20 protein-coding genes, 2 pseudogenes and 1 other annotated feature are annotated in these 22,544 nt (G+C 39.3%); of the genes and pseudogenes, 15 read left to right on the top strand and 7 right to left on the bottom strand.

Features of this window, described 5'->3' with window-relative positions; genetic code table 11:
- Nucleotides 1-167 precede the first annotated feature (167 nt).
- The 5 genes from ACVIJU_RS15870 to ACVIJU_RS15850 all read left to right on the top strand — a co-directional run bounded on the left by ACVIJU_RS15870 (nt 168) and on the right by ACVIJU_RS15850 (nt 5,952).
- On the top strand, nt 168-1,100 hold the full coding sequence (locus ACVIJU_RS15870; protein ID WP_063387008.1) for a beta-ketoacyl-ACP synthase III: 933 nt from the start codon (nt 168-170) through the stop codon (nt 1,098-1,100).
- Nucleotides 1,101-1,169: 69 nt separating this feature from the next.
- Nucleotides 1,170-2,414, top strand: coding sequence for a beta-ketoacyl-ACP synthase II (fabF, locus tag ACVIJU_RS15865; protein WP_063387007.1), 1,245 nt, complete (start codon nt 1,170-1,172; stop codon nt 2,412-2,414).
- Nucleotides 2,415-2,545: 131 nt separating this feature from the next.
- Nucleotides 2,546-3,325, top strand: coding sequence for a DUF2268 domain-containing protein (locus tag ACVIJU_RS15860; protein WP_063387006.1), 780 nt, complete (start codon nt 2,546-2,548; stop codon nt 3,323-3,325).
- Nucleotides 3,326-3,416: 91 nt separating this feature from the next.
- Entirely contained in the window at nt 3,417-5,063 is a 1,647-nt protein-coding gene (locus ACVIJU_RS15855) for a peptide-binding protein (RefSeq protein ID WP_456687763.1), read from the top strand.
- Nucleotides 5,064-5,199: 136 nt separating this feature from the next.
- A complete protein-coding gene (locus ACVIJU_RS15850; RefSeq protein WP_066248356.1) occupies nt 5,200-5,952 on the top strand; it encodes a YjbA family protein in 753 nt (250 codons plus the stop codon).
- A gap of 114 nt (nt 5,953-6,066) precedes the next feature.
- Here ACVIJU_RS15850 and trpS read toward each other — a convergent pair whose 3' ends face one another.
- Nucleotides 6,067-7,059: a tryptophan--tRNA ligase gene (trpS, locus tag ACVIJU_RS15845; RefSeq protein ID WP_066248353.1), complete on the bottom strand. Its 993-nt coding sequence runs from the start codon at nt 7,057-7,059 to the stop codon at nt 6,067-6,069.
- Between the two features lie 47 nt (nt 7,060-7,106).
- Nucleotides 7,107-7,325: a binding site (T-box leader), on the bottom strand.
- A gap of 340 nt (nt 7,326-7,665) precedes the next feature.
- Here trpS and spxA point away from each other — a divergent pair.
- A complete protein-coding gene (spxA, locus tag ACVIJU_RS15840) occupies nt 7,666-8,061 on the top strand; it encodes a transcriptional regulator SpxA (protein ID WP_063387002.1) in 396 nt (131 codons plus the stop codon).
- 50 nt (nt 8,062-8,111) lie between these two features.
- Here spxA and ACVIJU_RS15835 read toward each other — a convergent pair whose 3' ends face one another.
- Entirely contained in the window at nt 8,112-8,768 is a 657-nt protein-coding gene (locus ACVIJU_RS15835) for a TerC family protein (RefSeq protein ID WP_456687762.1), read from the bottom strand.
- Nucleotides 8,769-9,036: 268 nt separating this feature from the next.
- Here ACVIJU_RS15835 and mecA point away from each other — a divergent pair, with 268 nt between their 5' ends.
- The 4 genes and pseudogenes from mecA (at nt 9,037) to pepF (ending at nt 14,717) form a co-directional block, all read left to right on the top strand.
- Nucleotides 9,037-9,699, top strand: coding sequence for an adaptor protein MecA (mecA, locus tag ACVIJU_RS15830; RefSeq protein ID WP_063387000.1), 663 nt, complete (start codon nt 9,037-9,039; stop codon nt 9,697-9,699).
- A gap of 119 nt (nt 9,700-9,818) precedes the next feature.
- Nucleotides 9,819-11,330 carry a cardiolipin synthase gene (gene cls, locus ACVIJU_RS15825; protein WP_456687761.1) on the top strand — a complete coding sequence of 504 codons (1,512 nt, stop codon included), beginning with the start codon at nt 9,819-9,821 and terminating at the stop codon, nt 11,328-11,330.
- Nucleotides 11,331-11,618: 288 nt separating this feature from the next.
- Nucleotides 11,619-12,812, top strand: coding sequence for a competence protein CoiA (locus tag ACVIJU_RS15820; RefSeq protein ID WP_456687760.1), 1,194 nt, complete (start codon nt 11,619-11,621; stop codon nt 12,810-12,812).
- Nucleotides 12,813-12,898: 86 nt separating this feature from the next.
- Nucleotides 12,899-14,717: pseudogene (gene pepF, locus ACVIJU_RS15815) on the top strand (oligoendopeptidase F).
- Between the two features lie 170 nt (nt 14,718-14,887).
- Here the strand turns inward: pepF and ACVIJU_RS15810 are convergent.
- From ACVIJU_RS15810 to ACVIJU_RS15790, 5 genes are all read right to left on the bottom strand, one after another.
- On the bottom strand, nt 14,888-15,061 hold the full coding sequence (locus tag ACVIJU_RS15810) for a hypothetical protein (protein ID WP_162536160.1): 174 nt from the start codon (nt 15,059-15,061) through the stop codon (nt 14,888-14,890).
- Nucleotides 15,062-15,431: 370 nt separating this feature from the next.
- On the bottom strand, nt 15,432-16,316 hold the full coding sequence (locus ACVIJU_RS15805; RefSeq protein ID WP_375338784.1) for a ClpXP adapter SpxH family protein: 885 nt from the start codon (nt 16,314-16,316) through the stop codon (nt 15,432-15,434).
- Entirely contained in the window at nt 16,306-16,716 is a 411-nt protein-coding gene (locus tag ACVIJU_RS15800; RefSeq protein ID WP_063387493.1) for a globin domain-containing protein, read from the bottom strand. The genes ACVIJU_RS15805 and ACVIJU_RS15800 overlap by 11 nt, the downstream gene beginning before the upstream one ends.
- A 297-nt stretch (nt 16,717-17,013) precedes the next feature.
- Entirely contained in the window at nt 17,014-17,616 is a 603-nt protein-coding gene (locus tag ACVIJU_RS15795; protein ID WP_456687759.1) for a lytic transglycosylase domain-containing protein, read from the bottom strand.
- On the bottom strand, nt 17,616-18,206 hold the full coding sequence (locus ACVIJU_RS15790; protein WP_144596603.1) for a CYTH domain-containing protein: 591 nt from the start codon (nt 18,204-18,206) through the stop codon (nt 17,616-17,618). Before ACVIJU_RS15790 ends, ACVIJU_RS15795 begins: the two co-directional genes overlap by 1 nt.
- 112 nt (nt 18,207-18,318) lie before the next feature.
- Here ACVIJU_RS15790 and ACVIJU_RS15785 point away from each other — a divergent pair, with 112 nt between their 5' ends.
- The 5 genes and pseudogenes from ACVIJU_RS15785 to mgtE all read left to right on the top strand — a co-directional run bounded on the left by ACVIJU_RS15785 (nt 18,319) and on the right by mgtE (nt 22,530).
- Nucleotides 18,319-18,687, top strand: coding sequence for a UPF0738 family protein (locus ACVIJU_RS15785; protein ID WP_456687758.1), 369 nt, complete (start codon nt 18,319-18,321; stop codon nt 18,685-18,687).
- Between the two features lie 12 nt (nt 18,688-18,699).
- Nucleotides 18,700-19,330: pseudogene (locus ACVIJU_RS15780) on the top strand (GTP pyrophosphokinase).
- A 21-nt stretch (nt 19,331-19,351) separates the two neighbouring features.
- Nucleotides 19,352-20,146 carry an NAD kinase gene (locus ACVIJU_RS15775; protein WP_066248330.1) on the top strand — a complete coding sequence of 265 codons (795 nt, stop codon included), beginning with the start codon at nt 19,352-19,354 and terminating at the stop codon, nt 20,144-20,146.
- A gap of 15 nt (nt 20,147-20,161) precedes the next feature.
- A complete protein-coding gene (locus ACVIJU_RS15770; protein WP_456687757.1) occupies nt 20,162-21,061 on the top strand; it encodes an RluA family pseudouridine synthase in 900 nt (299 codons plus the stop codon).
- A 104-nt stretch (nt 21,062-21,165) separates the two neighbouring features.
- Entirely contained in the window at nt 21,166-22,530 is a 1,365-nt protein-coding gene (gene mgtE, locus ACVIJU_RS15765; protein WP_339194740.1) for a magnesium transporter, read from the top strand.
- Nucleotides 22,531-22,544: the final 14 nt, after the last annotated feature.

Below are 22,544 nucleotides of genomic sequence, written 5' to 3'. Positions count from 1 at the left end.
AAACAAAACTGAGTAAGGAATAGACGATTAGCTCAATCTATCAGTCAAAAACAAGAAAACCTGTAGTTAACTGTTATGAAGCATATTGCTATAAGTAGAAAAATAATATAAAATTAGTACCAAGTCATAACATTTGATAATAATTTTTTGTGAAGGAGATGTTCTTGATGAGAGCTGGGATCATCGGGATAGGCCGTTATATACCGGAAAAAGTTGTGACTAACTATGATTTAGAAAAAATCATGGATACGTCTGATGAATGGATTCGAACAAGAACCGGCATTGAAGAGCGGAGAATTGCTTCAGATGATATGAAAACATCGGATTTGGGCGCAAGAGCGGCATTAGAGGCCATTGAAGATGCAAAAATTTCCCCGGAAGAAATCGATATGATTATAGTTGCGACCGCAACACCTGATCAATCCTTTCCGTCAGTTGCCTGTGTTCTGCAGGAAAGACTTGGTGCAAAACGGGCTGCTGCTTTGGACATAAGCGCCGCATGTTCAGGTTTTATTTATGCGATGGCAACGGCAGAGCAGTTTATACAAACAGGAGCTTATAAAAAAATTCTTGTCGTTGGAGCCGAAAAGCTTTCGAAAATTACGGATTGGAATGACCGTTCAACAGGTGTTTTATTTGGGGATGGTGCCGGGGCGGTTGTTTTAGGAGAGGTAAGTGATGACAGAGGGATTCTCTCATTTGAGCTAGGAGCGGACGGAAGCGGCGGCAAGCATTTATATGAAAAAGGCCATATTGTGATGAACGGGCGTGAAGTATTTAAATTTGCTGTGCGGCAGATGGGAGAATCAAGCATTAATGTACTGGAAAAAGCGGGATTAACGAAAGAAGATGTTGACTTTCTCATTCCGCATCAAGCAAATATCCGCATTATGGAAGCCGCCAGACAACGGCTTGAATTGCCGGAGGAGAAAATGTCCAAGACGATTCACAAGTACGGGAATACTTCCGCAGCATCAATACCAATTTCTTTATACGAAGAAGTAAAAGCTGGTAAAATAAAAGATGGTGATCTTATTGTGATGGTCGGCTTCGGCGGAGGTTTAACATGGGGAGCCATTGCATTAAGATGGGGACAGTAAAATCAATCAATCAAAAATAAAAATGCTTTTTTTCCGTCATACAAACCGAAAAAGGCGAGGTGTAATGATATGGAAAAACGTAGAGTAGTTGTAACAGGCATCGGTGCTGTGACACCGATTGGATTGGATGCGAAAACAAGCTGGGAAAATGCTTTGAAAGGTGTATCAGGCATTGGAGAATTGACGAGAGTCGATAAAGACATATTTCCTGTCAAAGTTTCCGCCGAAATAAACGATTTTAAACCTGAAGATTTTATGGATAGGAAAGAAGCGAGGAAAATGGATCGCTTCACACAATTTGCATTAGCCGCCTCGTTGATGGCGCTTGAAGATTCAGGTTTAAAAATAAATAATGAAAACCGTGAACGGGTAGGCGTTTGGATTGGTTCAGGCATAGGCGGAATGGAGACGTATGAACAGCAATTCGAAACTTTTCTGGAAAAAGGTCCGAGACGTGTAAGTCCTTTCTTTGTTCCGATGATGATTCCTGATATGGCAGCCGGACAGGTGTCCATAGCGATCGGCGCGAAAGGTCCAAATTCATGTACAGTCACTGCCTGTGCAACAGGATCAAATTCAATCGGCGATGCCTTTAAAGTAATTCAACGTGGCGATGCCGATGTGATGATTACGGGCGGAACAGAAGCGCCGCTGACCAAGATGGCTTTTGCAGGTTTCAGTGCAGCAAAAGCGTTGTCGACAAATCCTGATCCGAAAACTGCTAGCCGTCCTTTTGACAAAAACCGCGATGGCTTTGTCATGGGAGAAGGTGCAGGAATACTTGTTCTTGAAGAGCTGGAACATGCTTTAAAACGAGGAGCAAACATTTATGCAGAAATCGTCGGCTATGGATCAACAGGCGATGCCTATCACATTACACAACCGGCTCCTGGCGGAGAAGGCGGAGCACGTGCAATGAAAATGGCAATTCAAGATGCAGGCTTAAAACCGGAAGATATCGATTATATTAATGCCCATGGAACAAGCACCGAATATAATGATAAATTTGAAACATCGGCGATTAAAGAAGTTTTTGGCAGCCATGCTTATCAATTAACCGTCAGCTCGACAAAATCGATGACAGGTCATCTCCTTGGAGCAGCAGGAGGAGTTGAAGCCATTTTCACCATTTTAGCAGTGAAAGAAAATATAATTCCTCCGACAATTAATTATGAAACACCTGATCCTGACTGTGACTTGGATTATGCTGTTAATCAGGCTAAACAAAAAACAGTTCGGGCGGCGCTCAGCAATTCCCTTGGTTTCGGAGGACATAACGCCACGCTCGTTTTCAAGAAATTTGAAGAAGCCTGATGTCAACATATAGGAAATTAAGGATTATATGAAACCGTTATTGCCTAAACAGGCAGTAGCGGTTTTTCTTTTTAAAAAATTCAAACATCTTTCTTTTCTAATGAATAGTGTAGAAAAGGAGGTGCGAAGATTTGGGAGTTATTGACACAAAAAACTGGTTGAAGGAAAGCCGGAATCCAATCGAGCTTTGTGAAAAGCTAGAGAAATATTTTCACCATTTACAAGCGGAGGAAATCCATCACTACCTGTCACAATACGGCATGCTTCGAACTGGCTATGAACATTGGCTTGTTAAGGCTGATGATTCGAATATTTGGACAAAAGCAAATAACATTTTTTTGAAGTTAAAGAAAAGATGGAACGGTCCAGATGTCCCTATTTTTATTTTTCCTGTTGAAGAGCGAAAAAGTTTTTTTGGGAGAGATTTTAAAGGTCGTTCGGGGTTGTCTTTTCAGGATAAAATGTTTTTATTTTTATCGCCGGATGTAAAAAATGATGAGCTCATTGCGCTATTGATTCACGAATATCATCATATTTGCAGGCTTAGGAAAAATCCGAAGCACGAAAAAGACTATACGCTTCTTGATGCGATTATTTTGGAAGGTTTGGCGGAGCATACGGTTTACAGAACGATAGGTGAGCAGCATGTAACAAATTGGGTGAAAAAATATTCGAAGAGACAACTATACAGCTGGTGGAAAAATTTAATTGTTCCGAATCAAGACATAAAATGGGACCATCCGTTATTCGATCAGCTTTTGTTCGGAAAAGGCTTTTATCCGACTATGCTTGGATACGCAATTGGATATGATATCGTACAAACGTTTTATAAACAAAAACCGTTTTCAACAAAAGAAAGCTTTTATTTGCCTGCCGAACAATTCGTGGAAAGCTATGAAACAAAGGAATAGATTCCTTTGTTTCTATATTTATTAATAATTTGGACAGACTGTGAATATGAATAAAAAATAGAACGAAACTTCCAATGATGGGGGAATGGATTTGGCACGATTAAAACGACCATGGCTGTATATATCGATTCTCTTGTTTTTATTGCTTCTACATGGCTGCTCAAGTCTGGATTATAATAGAAAGCCGCAACCAACGGTTAAGGAGATAAAGGAGGAAGAGCTCGATCCGCTGATTGTTCCGGAAACATTTATAATCGGTTCAACTGAATCGCCGCAGCTTTTTAATCCTTTGTATTCTCTAGATGAATCAAGCTCGCAGTTAGAAGGGATGCTTTTTGATGGACTGGTGACAGTTGATGAGCAGCTGCGGCCGAAACCGCATCTGGCTGAAAAGATTCAGCAATCTGAGAATGGACTTGAATATACGGTCACTATTCGGCGCGGGGTCAAATTTCATGACGGAAAAGAATTAACGGCGGATGATGTTGTTTTTACTTACAGCATTCCTTTAAGCCCTGATTATAATGGCGAAAGAAGTTCAGACTTTGAAATGATTGAAAGCATTGAAAATCTTGATAAGTATACAGTGAAATTCCGTTTAAGAGAAAAAGACGCCTCCTTTCTTCCAGTCACATTATCATACGGCATATTGCCGAAGCATTTGTTGAAAAATGTACAGGTTGCAAAATTAAAGGAGCATAAGTTTAATACATCACAGCCTGTGGGCACTGGGCCTTTTCGGTTCGTAAAATGGGAAAAGAATGGATTCGTAGAGCTGGCCGCAAATGAACATTATTTTTTAGGGAAGCCTCGAATCAAATCAATCAAGTATAAAATTGTTCATAACCAGGAAGCTCTTTACGAACAGCTGAAAAACGGCGAGGTTCATTACGCCCCTGAAATAGAACTAACCAATGTAAAAAAAATAAAAAGGTTAAGAGGATTGGACGTTCAATCGAACATTTCCCATTCTTATGTGTTTATCGGCTGGAATGAAAAAAACGAACTTTTTCAAGATAAAAAAGTAAGGCAAGCCTTGACGATGGCGATCAACCGCAAAGCTATCGTTCGCAAGATTTTGCACAGACAAGGAAAGGAAGCACATATTCCAGAAACGCCTATTGCTTCTATTTTTACCGACGAAATTCAAACATTAAAGTATAACCGGAGAGAAGCAAAAAAGCTGCTGAAAGAAGCGGGATGGGAAGATACGGACAGGGACGGCATACTGGATCGAGAAGGAAAAGATTTCTCGTTTACGTTAAAAACGAACAAAGGAAATATTGTTCGCGAAAAAGTTGCGTTGCTCGTGCAAAAACAATTGAAAGAGATCGGAATTGACGTGAAAACGGAGTTTTGGGAATGGGAAGATTTAATTAAGCAAATTTCACCGCCGAATTGGGATTACGATGCGTTGATTTTAGAATGGTCGTTATCTAAATTTCCGAATCATTTTGATATTTTCCATTCCAGTCAGAGAGAATATGGATTGAACTTTGTTTGGTGGGAAAACGAACAGGCCGACCTGCTGTTGTCTAAATCTAGAAAAATAATGGACGAAAGCGAACGAAAACAAATTTACAAGGAGATCTTTCAAATTATCGAGGATGAACAGCCATATACAGTTTTATACTATCCGAAGGAATTTCGGGCGTTGCCTGAACGGTTAAACGGCTATATTTTTCATCCGAAAAATTACTTTTATAAAGTGCATGAATGGTCCTTTTCTGAAAGCTGACAGGCCTGAAATCCGCATTGATCAAAAGTGGAATACGTAATGATGAAAAGTTTTTTGGGCAATGAAAAATTTGGAATAAAAACCTTCTCCACTGACCATAATGATGACAAACAGTCTTGTAGTAAGGGGGCTAATTATGCTGAATTTGTACGATGTTTGGGTAAACTGGTTTGAAGGAGAAGAAAATGGTTATAATGTTTGTCATTTTCATGAATGGAGAAAGGATGATAAGGTTGAACTGTTAGACCAAGTACCGCTGATTAAAGTGAGTAAAGAACTTTATGATTATATTGAAAATGACTTAAAAGAACTGCCTGAAAAACTTTTAAAGGATGTTTACCAGAAGGCATACGCCCGGAAAAACCATGAGAGAATTCAGCTAGATTATTGCTTTGTTGTTTCGGATGGCAACGGCATTTTAGCAGTAGATACGATCGGATATACGACGCCAATTCGCAAAAGCCGACTTATCCCAAGACAAGAGCAGCTTGTATATGACATGGTGAAGGATTTAGAGCCGGAATCATACGAGTTCTCACAAACAAATGACAAAGACAAAAAAGATTATCATCTTTTATCCCTTGCACCTGAATATATGCACGGATTAACCCGCAAAGAAAGACAGCTGAAACAGCTTTTGTTTATGGCTCTTGATCAATTGCAATCGACAAAAAATACGGCGGAAATGAAATATTGGTATACGGAATGGAATCCGTACATGTATGGTCAAATTCAATCACTCGGTTTTGAGGAAATTTGGACTATGCTTTATGAGGAAGCGATTGTCGGATGGTCTCAAAAGCATGAACAATTATGCGAACGATTAATAAAAGGGCAGCCTTTCTTTGAAAAGCTTTGGGAAATGGAGCAAGAACCGAAAGTAAATTAAGGAAGAGGGCACTATATCAGCCGCCCTCTTTTTATCGAACATATTTTTTTAAGCTAGTATATTTGTTTTGTTTAATCAGCTCCATCATCAATCGTCATTCGTTCGCTAGCGCTTTTATTTTCGTTTTTTTCTTCCCAATCCCATTGCATTCTCCATTTTTTTCAACATTTTGGATGCTACTTTGTTTGCTTCCTCCCGGCCTCTGTCTAAAATGTCATCAAGTTCATCAGAATCAATGAGCTCATAATATTTTTCCTGAATCGGCTTTAAAGTGTTAATGACGACTTCTGCCAAATCCGCTTTAAATTCACCGTAGCCTTTTCCTTCGTATTTTGTTTCCAGCTCGGCAATTGACACGCCAGCTAAAATTGAATAAATAGATAAAAGGTTGGAGATGCCAGGTTTGTTCTCTTTATCATAACGAACCACTCCGTCTGAATCAGTCACAGCGCTTTTAATTTTCTTTTCAATTTTTTTTGGATCATCGAGAAGGGAAATAAACGATTTTTCATTCGCATCGGATTTGCTCATTTTTTTCGTCGGATCTTGAAGCGACATAATCCGAGCACCGACTTTTGGAATGCGGACTTCTGGAATTTTAAAAATGTCTGCATATTTTTTGTTGAATCTTTCGGCTAAATCCCTTGTCAATTCCAAATGTTGTTTTTGATCCTCGCCGACTGGAACAAGGTCCGTGTTGTACAAAAGAATATCGGCGGCCATTAAAGGCGGATAAGTTAACAGTCCTGCTGAAACAGCTTCTTTCCCTTTAGATTTATCTTTAAATTGTGTCATTCTTTCAAGCTCGCCAATATAAGAAACGCATTGAAGCATCCATCCTGCTTGCGCGTGAGCGGGCACCTCCGATTGAATGAAAAGGGTGGATTTTTCCGGATCGATGCCGACTGCTAAATATAATGCAGCAAGGCTCTTAATGTTTTTTCTTAATTGAAGTCTGTCTTGCGGAACAGTTATGGCATGCTGATCGACAATGCAAAAATAGCATTTATATTCATGCTGGAGCTCTACAAATTGTCTCATTGCTCCGATATAGTTTCCGAGTGTTAACGTGCCGCTAGGCTGAATTCCTGAAAAGATCGTTTTCATGTGCAAACTCCTCCTGATTTTTATATATAAAAAAGCCCATCCGTCCGTATAGGGACGAATGGACCGCGGTGCCACCCTAATTATTTCACAAACTTTCATGTGAAATCACTTTTCGTCTTTTAACGCAAGACAAAAACGCCACAGCTTACTGATTTCAGCTGAGAGCTCAAAAGTCCATTTCCATACCGGACAGTGTTTGTTTCCACCAGCCACAAACTCTCTGAAAACTGTTTTCGGCATGTACTTCTCTTTCTCATTGCCTATGTATTCATTTACGAATGATTATAAAAAAATTGTGTATTCTTTGCAACTTCTCAGCGTCTTTCTGAAAAAATTTCTTTTTCACGTTTAATCGAACCAAAAAAAGGGAAAAGAAGAGTAGAGAAAGAAAAGAGGTGTTAATTGAGAAAATGGCCTTGAAAATGATCATCATTCACCGGTTGTAACATTTTTGTTATAATTTGAGAAATAAAAACATATAGGCGAAGTTGCTTTTTTATAGTATAATAATCAATATAAATTACTTTTTTAAATTTATTTTAATGTGAGATTGGCATAGTTTTTATATATACACTTATATTTTTCTAGAAAAGGAGAGTGATTGGCATGGTAATATTGTATACATCTCCAAGCTGCACATCTTGTAGAAAAGCAAAATCTTGGTTGGAAAAGCATCAGATTGAATATAGAGAGCGGAACATTTTTTCCGAGCCTTTAACGATCGAAGAAATTAAAGAAATTCTTCGTATGACAGAAGACGGAACAGATGAAATTATTTCCACTCGTTCAAAGGTTTTTCAAAAATTGAAGGTTGATGTTGAATCGCTTCCTTTACAGGAGCTGTATGATATTATCCGGAAAAACCCTGGAATTTTGCGCCGCCCGATTTTGATTGATGAAAAACGTCTTCAAGTCGGTTATAACGAGGATGAAATACGACGCTTTCTGCCAAGAAAAATTCGCACCTACCAGCTGAGAGAAGCTCAGAGAATGGCAAATTAAAAGGGAATGATGCCTTCCGTACGCAAAGCAAAATAGATTGCGGAAGGCTGTTATTTTTTTGTTATATTGTACAGAAGGGCAAAGAAAAGGATGAGACAAACTGTGAAATAAGGGAGAGTTTGTGCAACAGCTTCAGTTTTCAACAGAGGGGTCATTTTTTCATCCGTTGCCATCATTTTACCTGCTGTATAAGCTAATATTCCTCCGCCCCCGTAAATGAGCAAAGGAAATCGGGACATGGCAGACATGATAAATCTGCTTCCCCAAATAATGATCGGAATGGATATAAGAAGACCTGTTATGACAAGAAAGATATTTCCTCCAGCTGCTCCAGCAACCGCAATGACATTGTCAAATCCCATAAAAATGTCAGCCAAAACAATCGTTTGGATGGCTTTCCACAATGAGCGGTGGCTTTTCACGGAAGTATGCTCACCTTCATTTCCTGTCAATAATAAAAAGGCAATATACATTAAAAATAATCCGCCAAAAAACTGTAAAAAAGGAATGTTCAATAAATGGACAGCCAGTAATGTCAACAAAATTCGGCTGAGTATCGCGAGCATTGTTCCAAATAAAATTCCTTTCCTCCGCTGATTTTCCGGCAAATTGCGGCATGCCAGCGCAATGACAATGGCATTATCTCCTCCTAATATGAGGTCAATGCCAATGATAAGGAATAAAGATGTGAAAAATTGTTCATCCATCAGTCAACCTCTTTTCAAATTATGGCTCGTACAATATATATGAAAAACGAAATATTTTATGCTTAATAGGTAAATAACGGTTTTTTTCAAAATCAAGGCTTTTTTTATTTCTTTATGAAGTGATTTATCATACAATAGAATTAGAATTGAACAACTTGGTGCTCGCGATGAAAATTTGGGAATTTTTTAAATTAGGAAAGAAAAGTGCAAAGAATTCGGGGGTTTATTGTCCCTTCCAAAAATTTAAAAAGAAGGGAAGGTTGTTCAAATGGAAATCGAACGCATTAATGAAAACACAGTAAAATTTTATATTTCATATGTTGACATAGAAGAACGAGGATTTGACCGAGAAGAAATCTGGTATAACAGAGAAAGAAGCGAAGAGCTGTTTTGGGAAATGATGGATGAAATTAATGATGAAGAAGACTTTCCGCTTGAAGGTCCGTTATGGATTCAAGTTCATGCCAATGACAAAGGGCTTGAAGTCATTGTCACAAAAGCACAGCTGTCAAAAGACGGACAAAAGCTGGAGCTTCCGGTAGTCGATGAAAAATTAAGAGAAATCCCGGTTGATGAGAATATAGAATCTTTGTTGGACAAACATTTTAATATGTCTGAACGATCTTCCTCAGATGAGAAAGATGAAACGGCGCAATTGCAATTTGTCATAAAGTTTCAGGACTTTGAAGACGTTATTTCGTTAGCATCCCATCGTTTGGACGGATTTTTGAATAGCTTATATGTATTTGAACAAAAATATTATTTATTCGTTGAATTTTCGGATAAAGACGATGAACAAATTGAAAATTTGCTCAGCATTATGCTTGAATACGGTCAGGAATCAAGGATGACAATTCACCGTCTTGAAGAATACGGAAAGCTGATTATGAAGGACAATGCCTTGGAACAAATCGAAACGCACTTTTCTTAAATTGCCGATTTCATGTTCGAAATCGGTCTTTTTTACTTAAGGAACGCTTTCAATATCGCAGCTCCAACAAATATGTCCAAATCGAGAGATAAGAAATATCGATTGCCTGGAGGAAGCTTATGAGAAAATTTCTGCAAGTAATCGTTTTTGCCATTGGTCTAGCTATCATCTTGTATTTAACTAAGAACATCTGGGAGGAATGGTTTTTAGGAGTCGTTTCCATTCTGTTCACGTTATCCATCATTTTTATCGGTTTTGTTATTTTCTTGGAAAACCGCCACCCAACTCAAACGCTTACTTGGCTTGTTGTTTTAGGAGGATTTCCATTAATAGGCTTCTTTTTTTATATATTTTTTGGAAGAAATGTCCGGAAGCATCGTCTATTTAAGAAAAAAGCTTTAATAGATGAGCAAGCTTATGCCAAATTTGAAACCAGCTTTCATACTTATGAAGATAAAATTAAATTCATGAGAAATCACCAGCGCCTTTTATTTAAGCTCGCCCATAAGCTTGGCCGCAGTCCGATTTCTTTTCGGACAAATACAAAGGTGCTGACGAACGGCATTGAAACATTTGACCATATTTTTCGAGAGCTTCAAAAGGCGGAAGATCATATTCATCTTGAATACTATATTGTTCGGCATGATGTAATTGGGCAAAAATTAAAAAAGCTGTTGATCGAAAAAGCGAAAAACGGTGTAGAGGTTCGATTTTTATACGATGCAGTCGGCAGCTGGAAGCTGTCCAAAAAATACAGGAAGGAGCTTCTTGATGCCGGGGTGGAAATGGTTCCATTTTTACCTGTAAAGCTTCCGTTTTTGTCTAACAATATTAACTTTCGCAATCATCGTAAAATTATTGTGATTGACGGAAAAGTCGGCTTTGTCGGAGGTTTAAATATAGGAGATGAATATTTGGGAAGAAATCCGTATTTCGGCTTTTGGCGGGATACGCATATGATGCTCGAAGGGGAAGGAGTACGGACGCTCAATCTTATTTTTTTACAGGATTGGTATTATATGACTGGGCAGAAGCTGCTTACCGATCGATATTTGCTGCCTCATTTTCAAATGGACGATAAAGAAGGAGGCGTTCAGCTAATCGCCGGCGGTCCTGATAATAAGTGGGAGGTCATTAAAAGCTTGTTCTTTTCGATGATCGTTTCCGCAAAAAATTCGATATGGATCGCCTCACCGTATTTTATTCCTGACGAGGATATAAAATCCGCTTTAAAGATTGCTGCGCTGAGCGGCATTGACGTTCGTCTCCTCGTTCCGAAAAGGCCTGACAAACGGATTGTATTTTATGCGTCGCGATCTTATTTTCCGGAGCTTTTAGAAGCAGGGGTTAAAGTGTACGAATATGAAAAAGGGTTTATGCACAGCAAAATCATTATTGTTGATGGTGAACTGGCATCGATCGGTACGGCGAATATGGATATGAGAAGTTTTCATTTGAATTTTGAAGTAAATGCTTTTTTATACCGAACGGACAGCATTGAAACGCTTGTAGAGGATTATATTCGAGACATTGAAAATTCAAGTGTCATCGACCTTGAACAATTCAAAAAACGCCCGCTATATATAAAGCTGTTTGAATCAACGTCGCGGCTTTTGTCTCCTTTATTATAAAACACCGTTTTTGATATAGCGGTGTTTTTTTAGGATAAAGCTCTATTTGAGCGGATTTCACAACACCACGGGTGAATTGCCGGCCGTCACGATGTAAAATGGCGAACCTTTATTGAAACGAATGAAGCAACATCTAACTTCCGCCTCTTTAGCGGCAAGCATGCGTTTTTGAAAAAAGTATATTTTTCCATGAATAGTTTCTGGCATCTTTTAAAACTTTTGAAAAACGCTGCTTTTGAAAGGATTTTTTTCCCTTTTGTCGAATGTTTCTATTTGTGAAAGGAAGTGATGATTTATATGCTTGTTGCCATTTTGCGAAACGGCGAAAAAGTAAATGTCGCCGCCCCCTACTGGTCGATAGAAAGGCTTCTAAAACTGAAAGAAGAGCAATCCTTTTTTTGTCCGGCTTGCAAGGAGCCGGTAAAATTAAAAATAGGCAAAATCAAAATTCCTCATTTTGCCCACTTAACGGCCACTTGTCAGGCTGATTCGGAAGCGGAAAGCACGTACCATTTGAACGGAAAAAAGCAATTGTATGTTTGGTTGAAAAGGCAGCTGTTAGCTGCGGAAGTGGAAAAATTTATACCTTCTATTGCACAACGAGCGGATCTGTTTGTATCTTTTCAGCATAAGCGGTATGCGATTGAATACCAATGCTCTAAAATTCCCCCTGATCAGGTGATAAAACGGACAAATGGCTACAAAAAAGAACGAATTAAATCGATCTGGATATTAGGCTGGAAACAAATGAAGCAAGTCGGTGAACATCAATATCGACTGACTCCTTTTCATTGTCAGTTTCTTCATTCCCCGCAAAACGATCATCCTTTTATCATCAATTATTGCTCAGATAAGAAAACCTTCATCTTTTTTTCCCATCTGATTCCGTTTTCTAAACAGAATATTTTTGCCGCATCTGCTATGATCTCCCCAGAGTCGTTTTTCTTTCGAGATTGTTTACAAGGAAAGAGTCTGGCGGCAAACGGTTTATGGAAGCATTGGCTGAAGAAAATAAGTCAATATCGCTTAAAGCCGCTGTTTCAAAAGACGAACGAAGAGCGAAAGCTGCAAAAAAAGGTTTACGAAACAGTTGGCTTATCTTTATCGCAGCTGCCAGTTGAAGCTTTTATCCCTTTAAAAAGCGGTTATATGGTTGATGAGGCGGTCTATATTTGGCAATGCTCAGTTTTATTATTTATTGAAACATTGCGCGCAGATGAAGTATTTCACGCAGAAAAGCTAGTTTGGCACCTTAAGAAAATAGGGATGAAAGAGAGAAGCTGTAGCGTAAAAACGGATTTAAAAAAGCCGATTATTGAATATTTAACGACTCTTTCCCATTTAAAATTTTTGCAGCCAATCGGTCCATATTCGTTTCGAAAAACATCATCTCCTTTTCATTTGGAGTCGATGGAAAAGCGTGAACAACGTCTTGGACAGTATTTGGACAAGGAAGGTATGTTTTTTTCTGCTGTAGAATAATATAAGCATAGTGATTTATTGCGTTTTGAAAAAAATTTCAATATGATGGAAACAGACTGATTTTTTTTTAAAGGGGGAAATCGAGAATGGGCAATGAAACAGCTGTCAAAAGGCTGCCAAAACGGGAAGAAATCCCTGTTGAGTATACTTGGCGGCTAGAAGATATTTTTGCTTCTGATGATGAATGGGAAAAAGAATTTGAAGAAGTAAAACAGCTAATTCCAAAAATCGGTGAATATAGAGGAAAATTAGGTCAATCCTCCGATCTGTTATATGAGGCGCTCTCTTATCAAGATTCCGTGATGGAGAGGCTTGGAAAGCTTTATACATATGCCCATATGCGCTACGATCAAGATACAACTAATTCTTTTTATCAAGGATTGAATGACCGGGCAGCAAATCTTTATACACAAGCTTCCAGCCTCTCATCCTATATCGTTCCGGAAATACTATCCATTGAAGAAGAAAAGCTTCAGCAATTTTTGAAAGAAAATGATCAATTGAAGCTTTATGCACATGCCTTGGACGAAATCAACCGGCAAAGACCGCACGTGCTCGATGCGGAGCAAGAGGCTATTTTAGCTCAAGCTGCGGAAGCCCTGAGCACTGCCTCCAATACGTTTGGAAAATTAAATAATGCGGACTTGGAATTTCCAGCAATTAAGGATGAAAATGGTGAAGAAGTGGAAATTACTCACGGCCGTTATATCCAGTTTTTGGAGAGTGAAAATAGACGGGTCCGTCGCGATGCGTTCCAGGCATTATACGCAACATATGGAAAATTTAAAAATACGTTTGCCAGCACTTTAAGCGGAGCTGTTAAGAAAAATAATTTTTATGCGAAGGTGCGGAAATATGAGAATGCCCGCCAGGCTGCACTAAGCGCCAACAACATTCCCGAGGAAGTCTACGACAATTTAGTAAAAACGATCAATGAACATTTGCCGCTGCTCCATCGTTATGTCGATTTGCGGAAAAAAGCGCTGAAGCTTGATGAACTTCATATGTATGATCTTTATACGCCGCTTGTACAAAACGTCGATATGAAAATCACGTATGAAGAAGCGAAAGACATCGTATTGAAGGGGCTTGCTCCATTAGGTGAAGAATATGTCGGCATTTTACAAGAAGGCTTTGAAAACAGATGGATTGACGTTAAGGAGAATAAAGGGAAACGAAGTGGAGCTTACTCCTCTGGCGCCTATGGAACAAATCCATATATTTTGCTGAATTGGCAAGATAATGTGAACAATTTATTCACACTTGTTCACGAGCTTGGCCATTCGGTGCACAGCTACTATACAAGAAAAACACAGCCGTATCCGTACGGAGATTATTCTATTTTTGTCGCGGAAGTGGCTTCTACATGCAATGAAAACTTGTTAAATGAATATTTGCTCAACACGATCGATGATGAAAAGAAACGTTTATACTTGCTGAATCATTTCCTTGAAGGGTTTAGAGGAACGGTATTCCGGCAAACGATGTTTGCTGAGTTTGAACATTATATCCATTTGAAGGCGCAAAACGGAGAGCCGCTCACACCGGAATTTTTGACGCAAACGTATTATGAGTTAAACAAAAAATATTTTGGTGACAACATTGTGGTCGATGAAGAAATTGGCTTAGAATGGGCAAGAATTCCGCATTTTTATTACAATTTTTACGTTTATCAATACGCAACAGGCTTTAGTGCTGCAAGCGCCTTGAGCAAGCAGATTTTATCGGAAGGAGAAACTGCCGTTGAAAGGGTACATTAATTTCTTGAAAGCGGGAAGCTCTGATTATCCGATTAATGTGCTGAAAAAAGCAGGGGTCGATATGACATCAACCAAGCCGATTGAAGATGCTTGCAAAGTATTTGAAGAAAAGCTGACGGAGATGGAGGAGCTGCTGTTAAAGTAAAGTGAAAGAAAACAGGAGCATCATCTGAATCCAAAAAATTAGTGGCATGAGTTCGATCTGGAACTGGACTCATGCCTTTTTTGTTTCCGGTCATATAAAAACTTCACCTCCAATTGTCAGTTGTATCTACTAATTGAGATGCAGTTCATCATCCCGTCCTCTTTTTTATCTTAAAATCCGCGGAACGTTTTTCGATGGTTAAACAGAAGAAACGATATGAAAAGAGAAATAAAAAGCAGGGGGGCAGAAACGAAAATCGGTGCGAGATTCATCAATCCTAACAGATTATAAAAAAAAGCGAAGATGACGAGCAGCAGGCTGATTATGAGCCAAAATGTTTTCACGATTTTTCCCTCCTACACATGTTCTAAAACGAGGAAAAAGATTTTGTATATTGTATGCAGCTTGCCCGTTCTTCATGTTTTGTGACAAATTTGTGAATTGTTGTTTTCCCCTCTTGCAAACTGAAAAAGGAATTTGTTATATTAAAATCGTGAAATTGATCACAAACAAATATTTACCCCTTTGTTTGACCGTGAAAAATTTCTCCCATCCCCTTTGTTGTCATAAGACAAAAAGAAACCACAAACGTTTGTTTGTGGTTTCTTTTTTTAATTGTTTAATAAAGATAAAGCGCTTACATTTTTGATTAAAAACGTTCCCCATCAGCATAGAAGCCGATGGGGAACGTTTCGTTGAATTAAACCCCGCATCTCACTGCCCGATATAGCGCCAAAAAGTTCCATATTTTACAGGTACCCGCTCAACTAGTTGCTTTAAAAGCAGTCTTTTCATTTCACGTTCCGTTTCTTCATCAGTCATGTTATACACAACAGAAATCTCTTTTGTTGCGACAAATTTATAATGCTTTAAAAAAATCTCTATTGGCGGCACTTGAGACGGCTTCGGTTTATCTCCGACAAGCTCGCAAAGAATATCAACATATGTTTCATAAGGATATAATCCGGTAATTTTTAATCCTTCCTTCTCTTCACGGCAATGAAAAAAGACAAGGGAAGGAATTTCATGTACGTCCATTTCTTCTGTAATTTTATAATCGCATTGAAGTGCTTTTCTTGCACTTTCGGAATATAAGTCCCTCTCAAATTCATTGACATCAAGGCCGACATTTTTAGCAATTTGTATGAGAACGTTTTGATCAGAGACATTTTGCTTTTCTAAAAAAACAACTTCCTGTAAGTGCCGCAAGAAACGGATGCCCGCTTTTCTCCCTTGAAGCTCAGCTGCTTTTAAAGCAAGGGAAGCTCTGTAGGGTGATGATATAGGGTTTTCAAGCCAAAGGTTGCCGTCACATGACATGCCGGTTCTGCTCGCTATCTTCTCCCATGATTGGGCAATTGTTTTCGGTTTCCGCCGTTTTGTTAAGTTTAAATTAGCAAGCTTTCCGCAAACAATATGGCGCAATGAGAAAAGCCTGCCGTATTCGATTTGCAGTTTTTTGATAAACGGTTCAAGCGCCCAGCATTCAGGGCATAGCGGATCAATAAACATATAAATCTCGATCGGCTTTTTAGGATGGCTGTGACAATGAGAAAAGAAGTGAGCAGCATTCACTTCGTCTTTTTTGTCAGGTTTCAACTGAATACTCCTCCTGATCTTCGTCTTTCGAATTAATCATGTGATGGGCGGTCACCACAAGCCGATCGTAGAAAAACTCTCGTATTTCCCCGTCAAGTCCGACCTCGTCCATTGCTTTTCGCATACATGAGAGCCATGCTTCTGCTCTCCTCGGCGTAATCGGGAATGGAAGATGGCGGGCTCTGAGCATCGGATGTCCGTGTTCTTTTGTGTAAAGTGGCGGACCACCTAAAAACTGTGTCATAAATTGTTTCTGCTTTCTGGCAGTTTCCGTTAAATCCTCCGGGAAAATAGGTTTTAAAAGAGGATGTTTTTTAACATTTTTGTAAAAAGCATCGATTAGAGCGTGAAGTTTCTTTTCTCCAATCGCGTCATATGGAGTTAAGGGTGGTTTTGTCATGGTGATAGCTCCTTTGGAATCATTCGTTAATAATGATGTTACATTTATTTTATCAACATAACTTATTTATCTCAAACGAATCGCTTTGAAGGAGTTGGCTGAGGCAATGCAAACAAAAGGATAAATAGCGAAAGCGGGAGCTATTTCCGTAAATATGTTGTGCTTGCTGTGAAATGAACATAGAAGGACTTGCGGCTTGAAGCGCAGCGATCGAAGATTAGCCGAAATCGATTGGATAACAAATGTTTCCAACTACTTTTAATGAAAAAGAAAAAGGTGCTGTTTGTTTGCACCTTTTTACGCAAAATATCTTTGAGTAATTTTATTTACATAGTTTTGCGTTTCTTTAAATGGCGGGATGCCTCCATATTTGTCGACATTTCCAGGACCGGCGTTGTATGCAGCCAGCGCCAATTTTACATTACCGTTATATCGGTTTAAAAGCTGTTTTAAATATTTTGTGCCGCCCTCGATATTTTGCACAGGATCAAACGGATTTTTTACACCGAGCGCTTTTGCTGTAGAAGGCATGAGCTGCATATAGCCGGCAGCTCCTTTAGGACTGACGGCATTTGCCTTGAAGCTTGACTCCTGTTGAATCACAGCTTTGATTAATTTGGCATCGACGCCGTATTTTTGAGCCATCTGCTGAATGATTTCATTAAGATTAGCGGAGACCTGTTTCTGTTCATTTGTTTTTTTGGCAGATTTGGAGGAAGACGGTGAAATATTCTCTTTGGCCGTTTCAGATTGTACATCTTGTTCGATGAAGGCATTTAAAACATCCTGAAAGTTCAGCGAAATTGCTACATCATTTGTTTGCGGCCCATCGGATTGGCCTGACAAAAGACGAAGGACTTCAAGCTCAAACAGAACATTGAAATTATAGTTTGTATTCATCACAAATTCTCCTTTGAAAATTTTGCGGAATAAAATCGCTTTATTTTATTTTCTGTTTGACGGATCGGGATGTTGTGTTTGTTTAAAATCTCCAAAAATTGCTGTTTTCCTTCCTTTTCATCCTCTGCCTCAAATTCGATTTCAAAATCCTCTCTATTTTCATATCGGCTATGATCGAGAACAATTTCACCATTTTTATATTTTTTTGTTGCCCGGCTTGTAATGAGCGAACCGAAACAAAGAAGGCTTTCGGGCTTGATTTCAAGCTGTTTGATTTTTTCGACCACTGATCCCTCCTTCGGAAAGACTGACTCATGAATGGCTGAAACTGCTTCTTGATCGGTTAAAAACTGGTGTGTTTCCAGCAATCCGACATGATAAGGCTCCTTTAATGTCAAAACATATTGATCCTTCTTTTTGCGAATTCTTAAAGCGGCGCCATGATTTTTCAACGCAAAACATTTTGTGTCAAAATAATAGTTTTCCTGCTCGGCAAAATCTTTTTCGGTCAATTGAAAAAAATCAGCTAAGCGGTGGAATTCTTCTTTTGTAAGCAGGTTTTTAAATTCTATCTCAAGCTCTTGAACCATCGGGCATTCCTCTCTATGATTAATATCAAAATAAGGTAATGTAGTTATGAATATGATACAATAAAATATACACGAGATGAACTTGAAATGTTTGATTGGAAGGGTGAACAGCATGAAAAAAAGAATTAAAGTGCTGGCGGTTAGCAAAACGGAAGACAAATTGCTGCTCGAAACGGAGCATGTCCATGATGCAGGGAATCTCGCAGCAAAAGGACAGATGCTGGTAGATTCAGACCAATTTTCTTTTATATACATATTGGATAATGGCGAAGACTTTCTTTACATAGATTTATCATCGGATATTTGGCTTCATTTAAAAGAAGCAAAAAATGAAGAGCTTCCTGTTTATGCTAAAGTGGGAGAAAAAGAAATTTTGCTTACCCAGTTTCACGAGGAGCTCGAATTTTTGCTTGAAAATATAAAGGGAAACGCAAATTACGGCGAGGAGATGGAAAAAATGGTCGAAAGCGTGTTTTATTAGGAGGGGGGCTTTATGAACTACAAGGAATGGGAGCAATTTTTAGCGCCTTATAAGCAGGCAGTGGAAGAATTAAAGGTCAAATTAAAAGGGATTCGTTCCCAATTTGAATTAAGAGGAGAGCATTCTCCAATTGAGTTCGTGACAGGCAGGGTAAAACCTGTGCCTAGCATTTTAGATAAAGCGAAGCGAAAACAAATTCCACTGGATAAAATAGAAGAAGAAATGCAGGACATTGCCGGTCTCCGAATGATGTGCCAATTTGTCGGCGACATTCAATTGGTTGTTCAAATGCTAAGAGATCGGCATGATTTGGAAATCGTGGAGGAAAGAGACTACATAACCCGAAATAAAGAAAGCGGCTACCGCTCTTACCATTGTTGTGGCCCGCTACCCAGTTCAATCGTTCGAAGGATTGAAAAAGGTTTTGGTTGAAATTCAAATTCGTACGCTTGCCATGAATTTTTGGGCGACGATTGAGCATTCTTTAAATTACAAATATAGCGGGAACATACCGGAACAGATTAAAATCCGCTTGCAGCGCGCAGCTGAAGCAGCTTACCGGCTGGACGAGGAAATGTCGCAAATACGGGGAGAAATTCAAGAAGCGCACGCGATATTTTCACGCAAAACAGAAACAACATAAAAAAAGGAGAATGATACTTAAATGAGGTTTTCGATCACATCAAAAGGTGATGAAACATCTAATGCTTTGGCGCAAAAAATCAGAACCTATTTGCTCGATTTCGAGTTTCAATATGATGAAGATCAGCCGGATATCGTGATTTCCGTCGGGGGAGACGGAACATTGCTTTATGCATTTCATCGATATAATAAACGATTGGATAAAACAGCGTTTATAGGAGTTCATACGGGGCATTTAGGATTTTATGCCGACTGGCTCCCGAATGAAATTGAAAAAATGGTGATTGCAATTGCTAAAACACCGTTTCAGATCGTTGAATATCCATTGCTTGAAGTGGTGGTCCGGCATAATGGCGGGAGTGAAGCCTCCTACCTTGCGCTAAATGAATGCACAGTGAAAAGCATTGAAGGGACTCTCGTCATGAATATAGAAATTAAAGGGCTTCTCTTTGAAACATTTCGAGGAGATGGGTTGTGTATTTCAACACCGACAGGAAGCACCGCCTACAATAAAGCGCTTGGCGGTGCTCTCATTCATCCTTCACTGCGGGCTATTCAATTAACAGAAATGGCTTCCATAAACAACAGGGTGTTCCGGACAATCGGATCGCCGTTAATTTTACCTGACCACCATACGTGTATGCTAAAGCCTGTCAATGATGTTGATTTTCAAATTACAATCGATCATTTAACACTTCTTCACAAAAACGTCAGGTCCATCCAATGCCGGGTCGCACAGGAAAAGGTAAGGTTTGCGAGATTTCGGCCTTTCCCATTTTGGAAGCGGGTCCGGGACTCGTTTATTGGCGACAGATAAAGGAAAGAGAAGAACATGGGGACATTTCAGCTTCATTGGGACATCAAAAAAGAACATCATGGCTGGCTGCTTAGAGAATTTTTGCGGGAGCATCATATTTCTAAATCCGCTTTAACGGATATTAAATTTAACGGTGGAAAAATTGTCGTTAACGGGAACGAAAAAAATGTCCGATACGTCTTACAAGAAGGCGATCAAGTAACCGTCCATTTTCCGGAAGAAAAGAGAAGCCAGTCGCTCATTCCAGAGAACATACCATTGGACATTGTTTATGAAGACGATTATTGCCTTATTGTAAATAAACCGGCGTTTTTGTCCACCATTCCGTCTAGAGAGCATCCGTCAGGAAGTCTTGCGAACGGGCTTTTACACTATTATGATCAACAGCGGCAAAATCTTACGGTGCATATCGTCAATCGGCTTGACCGGGATACATCCGGGCTGCTTCTTGTAGCCAAACATCGCTACAGCCATTTTCTTTTTTCAAAGGAACAGCAAAAAGGAGCGGTAAAACGGACATACATCGCAATTGTCCATGGAAGGATCAACGAAGACGAAGGCATCATCGATGCGCCAATTGCAAGAAAGGACGATAGCATCATCGAGAGAACTGTCAGGGAGGATGGAAAAAAAGCTATTACGCATTTTCGGGTCATAAGCCGCTTTTCTGACAAAACGGTTGTTGAGGTAAAGCCTGTAACTGGTAGAACTCATCAAATTCGTCTACATATGTCCTATATAGGTCATCCGCTTTTAGGAGATTCGCTTTATGGTGGACAAAAAGAAGAAATTGACCGCCATGCCCTCCACAGTCAGTCGCTGTCCTTCTATCATCCCGTTTTGCATAAAAATTTGACGTATACTTGCAAGCTTCCTCCTGATATGGAAAAAATAATTAAGCATGCGCGCCTGTAAGTGCATGCTTTTGTTATGAAAAAATATACGACAAAATCCGATAGATTTGTTAATATAGTAAAACACAAAACTTTTCGATATTTTTCCGGAAAGGAGGAGATTTTATGCAGCCTAAAACAGATGCACCGGAATACAGACAGTTGATGATTGACAAGCTGAGAGAGAACAATGTAGAGGAATTCCGTTCGCTGTTTTTTGAGCTACATCCATATGATCAAGCAAAATTTTTTCTAAAACTTGACCAGCCGGATAGAATGCTTTTATATCAAATTCTATCTCCGGAAGAAATGGCGAATGTTTTTGAAAATATAAGGGATGATAAAAACCGCTACAAATCGCTGCTTGAGGAAATGCATCCGGCATTTGCCGCCAAAATGATGGAATACATGTACGCTGATGATGCGGCAGATGTATTAAGTGAGCTGACAAAAGAGAAAATTTCCAGCTATTTAACCATCATGGACGCTCAAGCTGCCAAAAGCATAAGCGAGCTTCTTGATTATGAACAATTTACCGCAGGAAGTATTATGACAACCGAGTTCGTTGCCATTAATGCCAATTATACGGTGCGGTCAACGATGGACTTGCTGCGGAAAGAAGCTCCTGATGCGGAAACAATATATTATTTATATGTGATTGACGAAGAGAAACATCTTGTTGGCGTCCTATCGTTAAGAGATTTAATTGTTCATGAAGACGATACTTTGATTGCTGACATTATGAAAAAGAAAGTCTACTCGGTATCTGTGGCGGATGATCAGGAAGAAGTAGCAAGAAAGATGAAGGACTACAATTTTTTGGCTCTTCCGGTTGTTGATTTTCAACATCGTCTTGTTGGAATTATAACTGTTGATGATATTATTGATGTGCTGGACGAAGAGGCTTCTGACGATTATTCGAAACTGGCCGCTGTCTCGGATGTAGATTCATATGATCCGAATGCTGTTTCTGCTGCCAAAAAAAGATTGCCATGGCTTATTATTCTCCTATTTTTAGGAATGTTCACCGCCGGCCTAATCGGCCAGTTTGAAGAAACGTTGAACAAAGTGGCAACTTTAGCGCTCTTTATACCATTAATTGCAGGGATGGCTGGAAATACAGGAACACAAGCTCTCGCTGTTGCAGTAAGAAGAATTGCAACAGGCGAAGGTACTTCCGAACGCGTGTGGAAAATTATTCTCAAAGAAGCTGGAACCGGCTTGATAACCGGAACAGTATGCGGAATCGTTGTTGCACTGACAATTTTTATTTGGAAACAGAAATTTTTCTTAGGACTGCTAGTGGGTCTTTCCATATTGTCAACGCTGACTGTTGCGACAATTGCCGGGGCGTTTGTTCCTCTTGTCATGCACAGGCTTCGCATTGACCCGGCTGTGGCCTCCGGTCCATTTATTACAACGATTAATGATATAATCAGCATTTTGATTTATTTTGGCATGGCGACATTATTTATGAACTATTTGCTCTAACAAAATTAGCTAAA

The sequence above is a fragment of the Aeribacillus sp. SP014 genome (assembly GCF_054055575.1).
The sequence above is the reverse complement of the archived record's forward strand: the minus strand, read 5'-3'. Positions and strand labels throughout refer to the sequence as shown.

Coding starts and splice junctions, on each gene's coding strand:
- fabF (WP_063387007.1), top strand. CDS start 1,170: ATGGAAAAACGTAGAGTAGTTGTAACAGGCATCGGTGCTGTGACACCG.
- ACVIJU_RS15820 (WP_456687760.1), top strand. CDS start 11,619: ATGATTTATATGCTTGTTGCCATTTTGCGAAACGGCGAAAAAGTAAAT.
- cls (WP_456687761.1), top strand. CDS start 9,819: ATGAGAAAATTTCTGCAAGTAATCGTTTTTGCCATTGGTCTAGCTATC.
- ACVIJU_RS15775 (WP_066248330.1), top strand. CDS start 19,352: ATGAGGTTTTCGATCACATCAAAAGGTGATGAAACATCTAATGCTTTG.
- ACVIJU_RS15835 (WP_456687762.1), bottom strand. CDS start 8,768: ATGGATGAACAATTTTTCACATCTTTATTCCTTATCATTGGCATTGAC.
- ACVIJU_RS15770 (WP_456687757.1), top strand. CDS start 20,162: ATGGGGACATTTCAGCTTCATTGGGACATCAAAAAAGAACATCATGGC.
- mgtE (WP_339194740.1), top strand. CDS start 21,166: ATGCAGCCTAAAACAGATGCACCGGAATACAGACAGTTGATGATTGAC.
- spxA (WP_063387002.1), top strand. CDS start 7,666: ATGGTAATATTGTATACATCTCCAAGCTGCACATCTTGTAGAAAAGCA.
- ACVIJU_RS15795 (WP_456687759.1), bottom strand. CDS start 17,616: ATGAATACAAACTATAATTTCAATGTTCTGTTTGAGCTTGAAGTCCTT.
- ACVIJU_RS15785 (WP_456687758.1), top strand. CDS start 18,319: ATGAAAAAAAGAATTAAAGTGCTGGCGGTTAGCAAAACGGAAGACAAA.
- ACVIJU_RS15870 (WP_063387008.1), top strand. CDS start 168: ATGAGAGCTGGGATCATCGGGATAGGCCGTTATATACCGGAAAAAGTT.
- trpS (WP_066248353.1), bottom strand. CDS start 7,059: ATGAAAACGATCTTTTCAGGAATTCAGCCTAGCGGCACGTTAACACTC.
- ACVIJU_RS15790 (WP_144596603.1), bottom strand. CDS start 18,206: ATGGTTCAAGAGCTTGAGATAGAATTTAAAAACCTGCTTACAAAAGAA.
- ACVIJU_RS15800 (WP_063387493.1), bottom strand. CDS start 16,716: ATGACAAAACCACCCTTAACTCCATATGACGCGATTGGAGAAAAGAAA.
- ACVIJU_RS15850 (WP_066248356.1), top strand. CDS start 5,200: ATGCTGAATTTGTACGATGTTTGGGTAAACTGGTTTGAAGGAGAAGAA.
- mecA (WP_063387000.1), top strand. CDS start 9,037: ATGGAAATCGAACGCATTAATGAAAACACAGTAAAATTTTATATTTCA.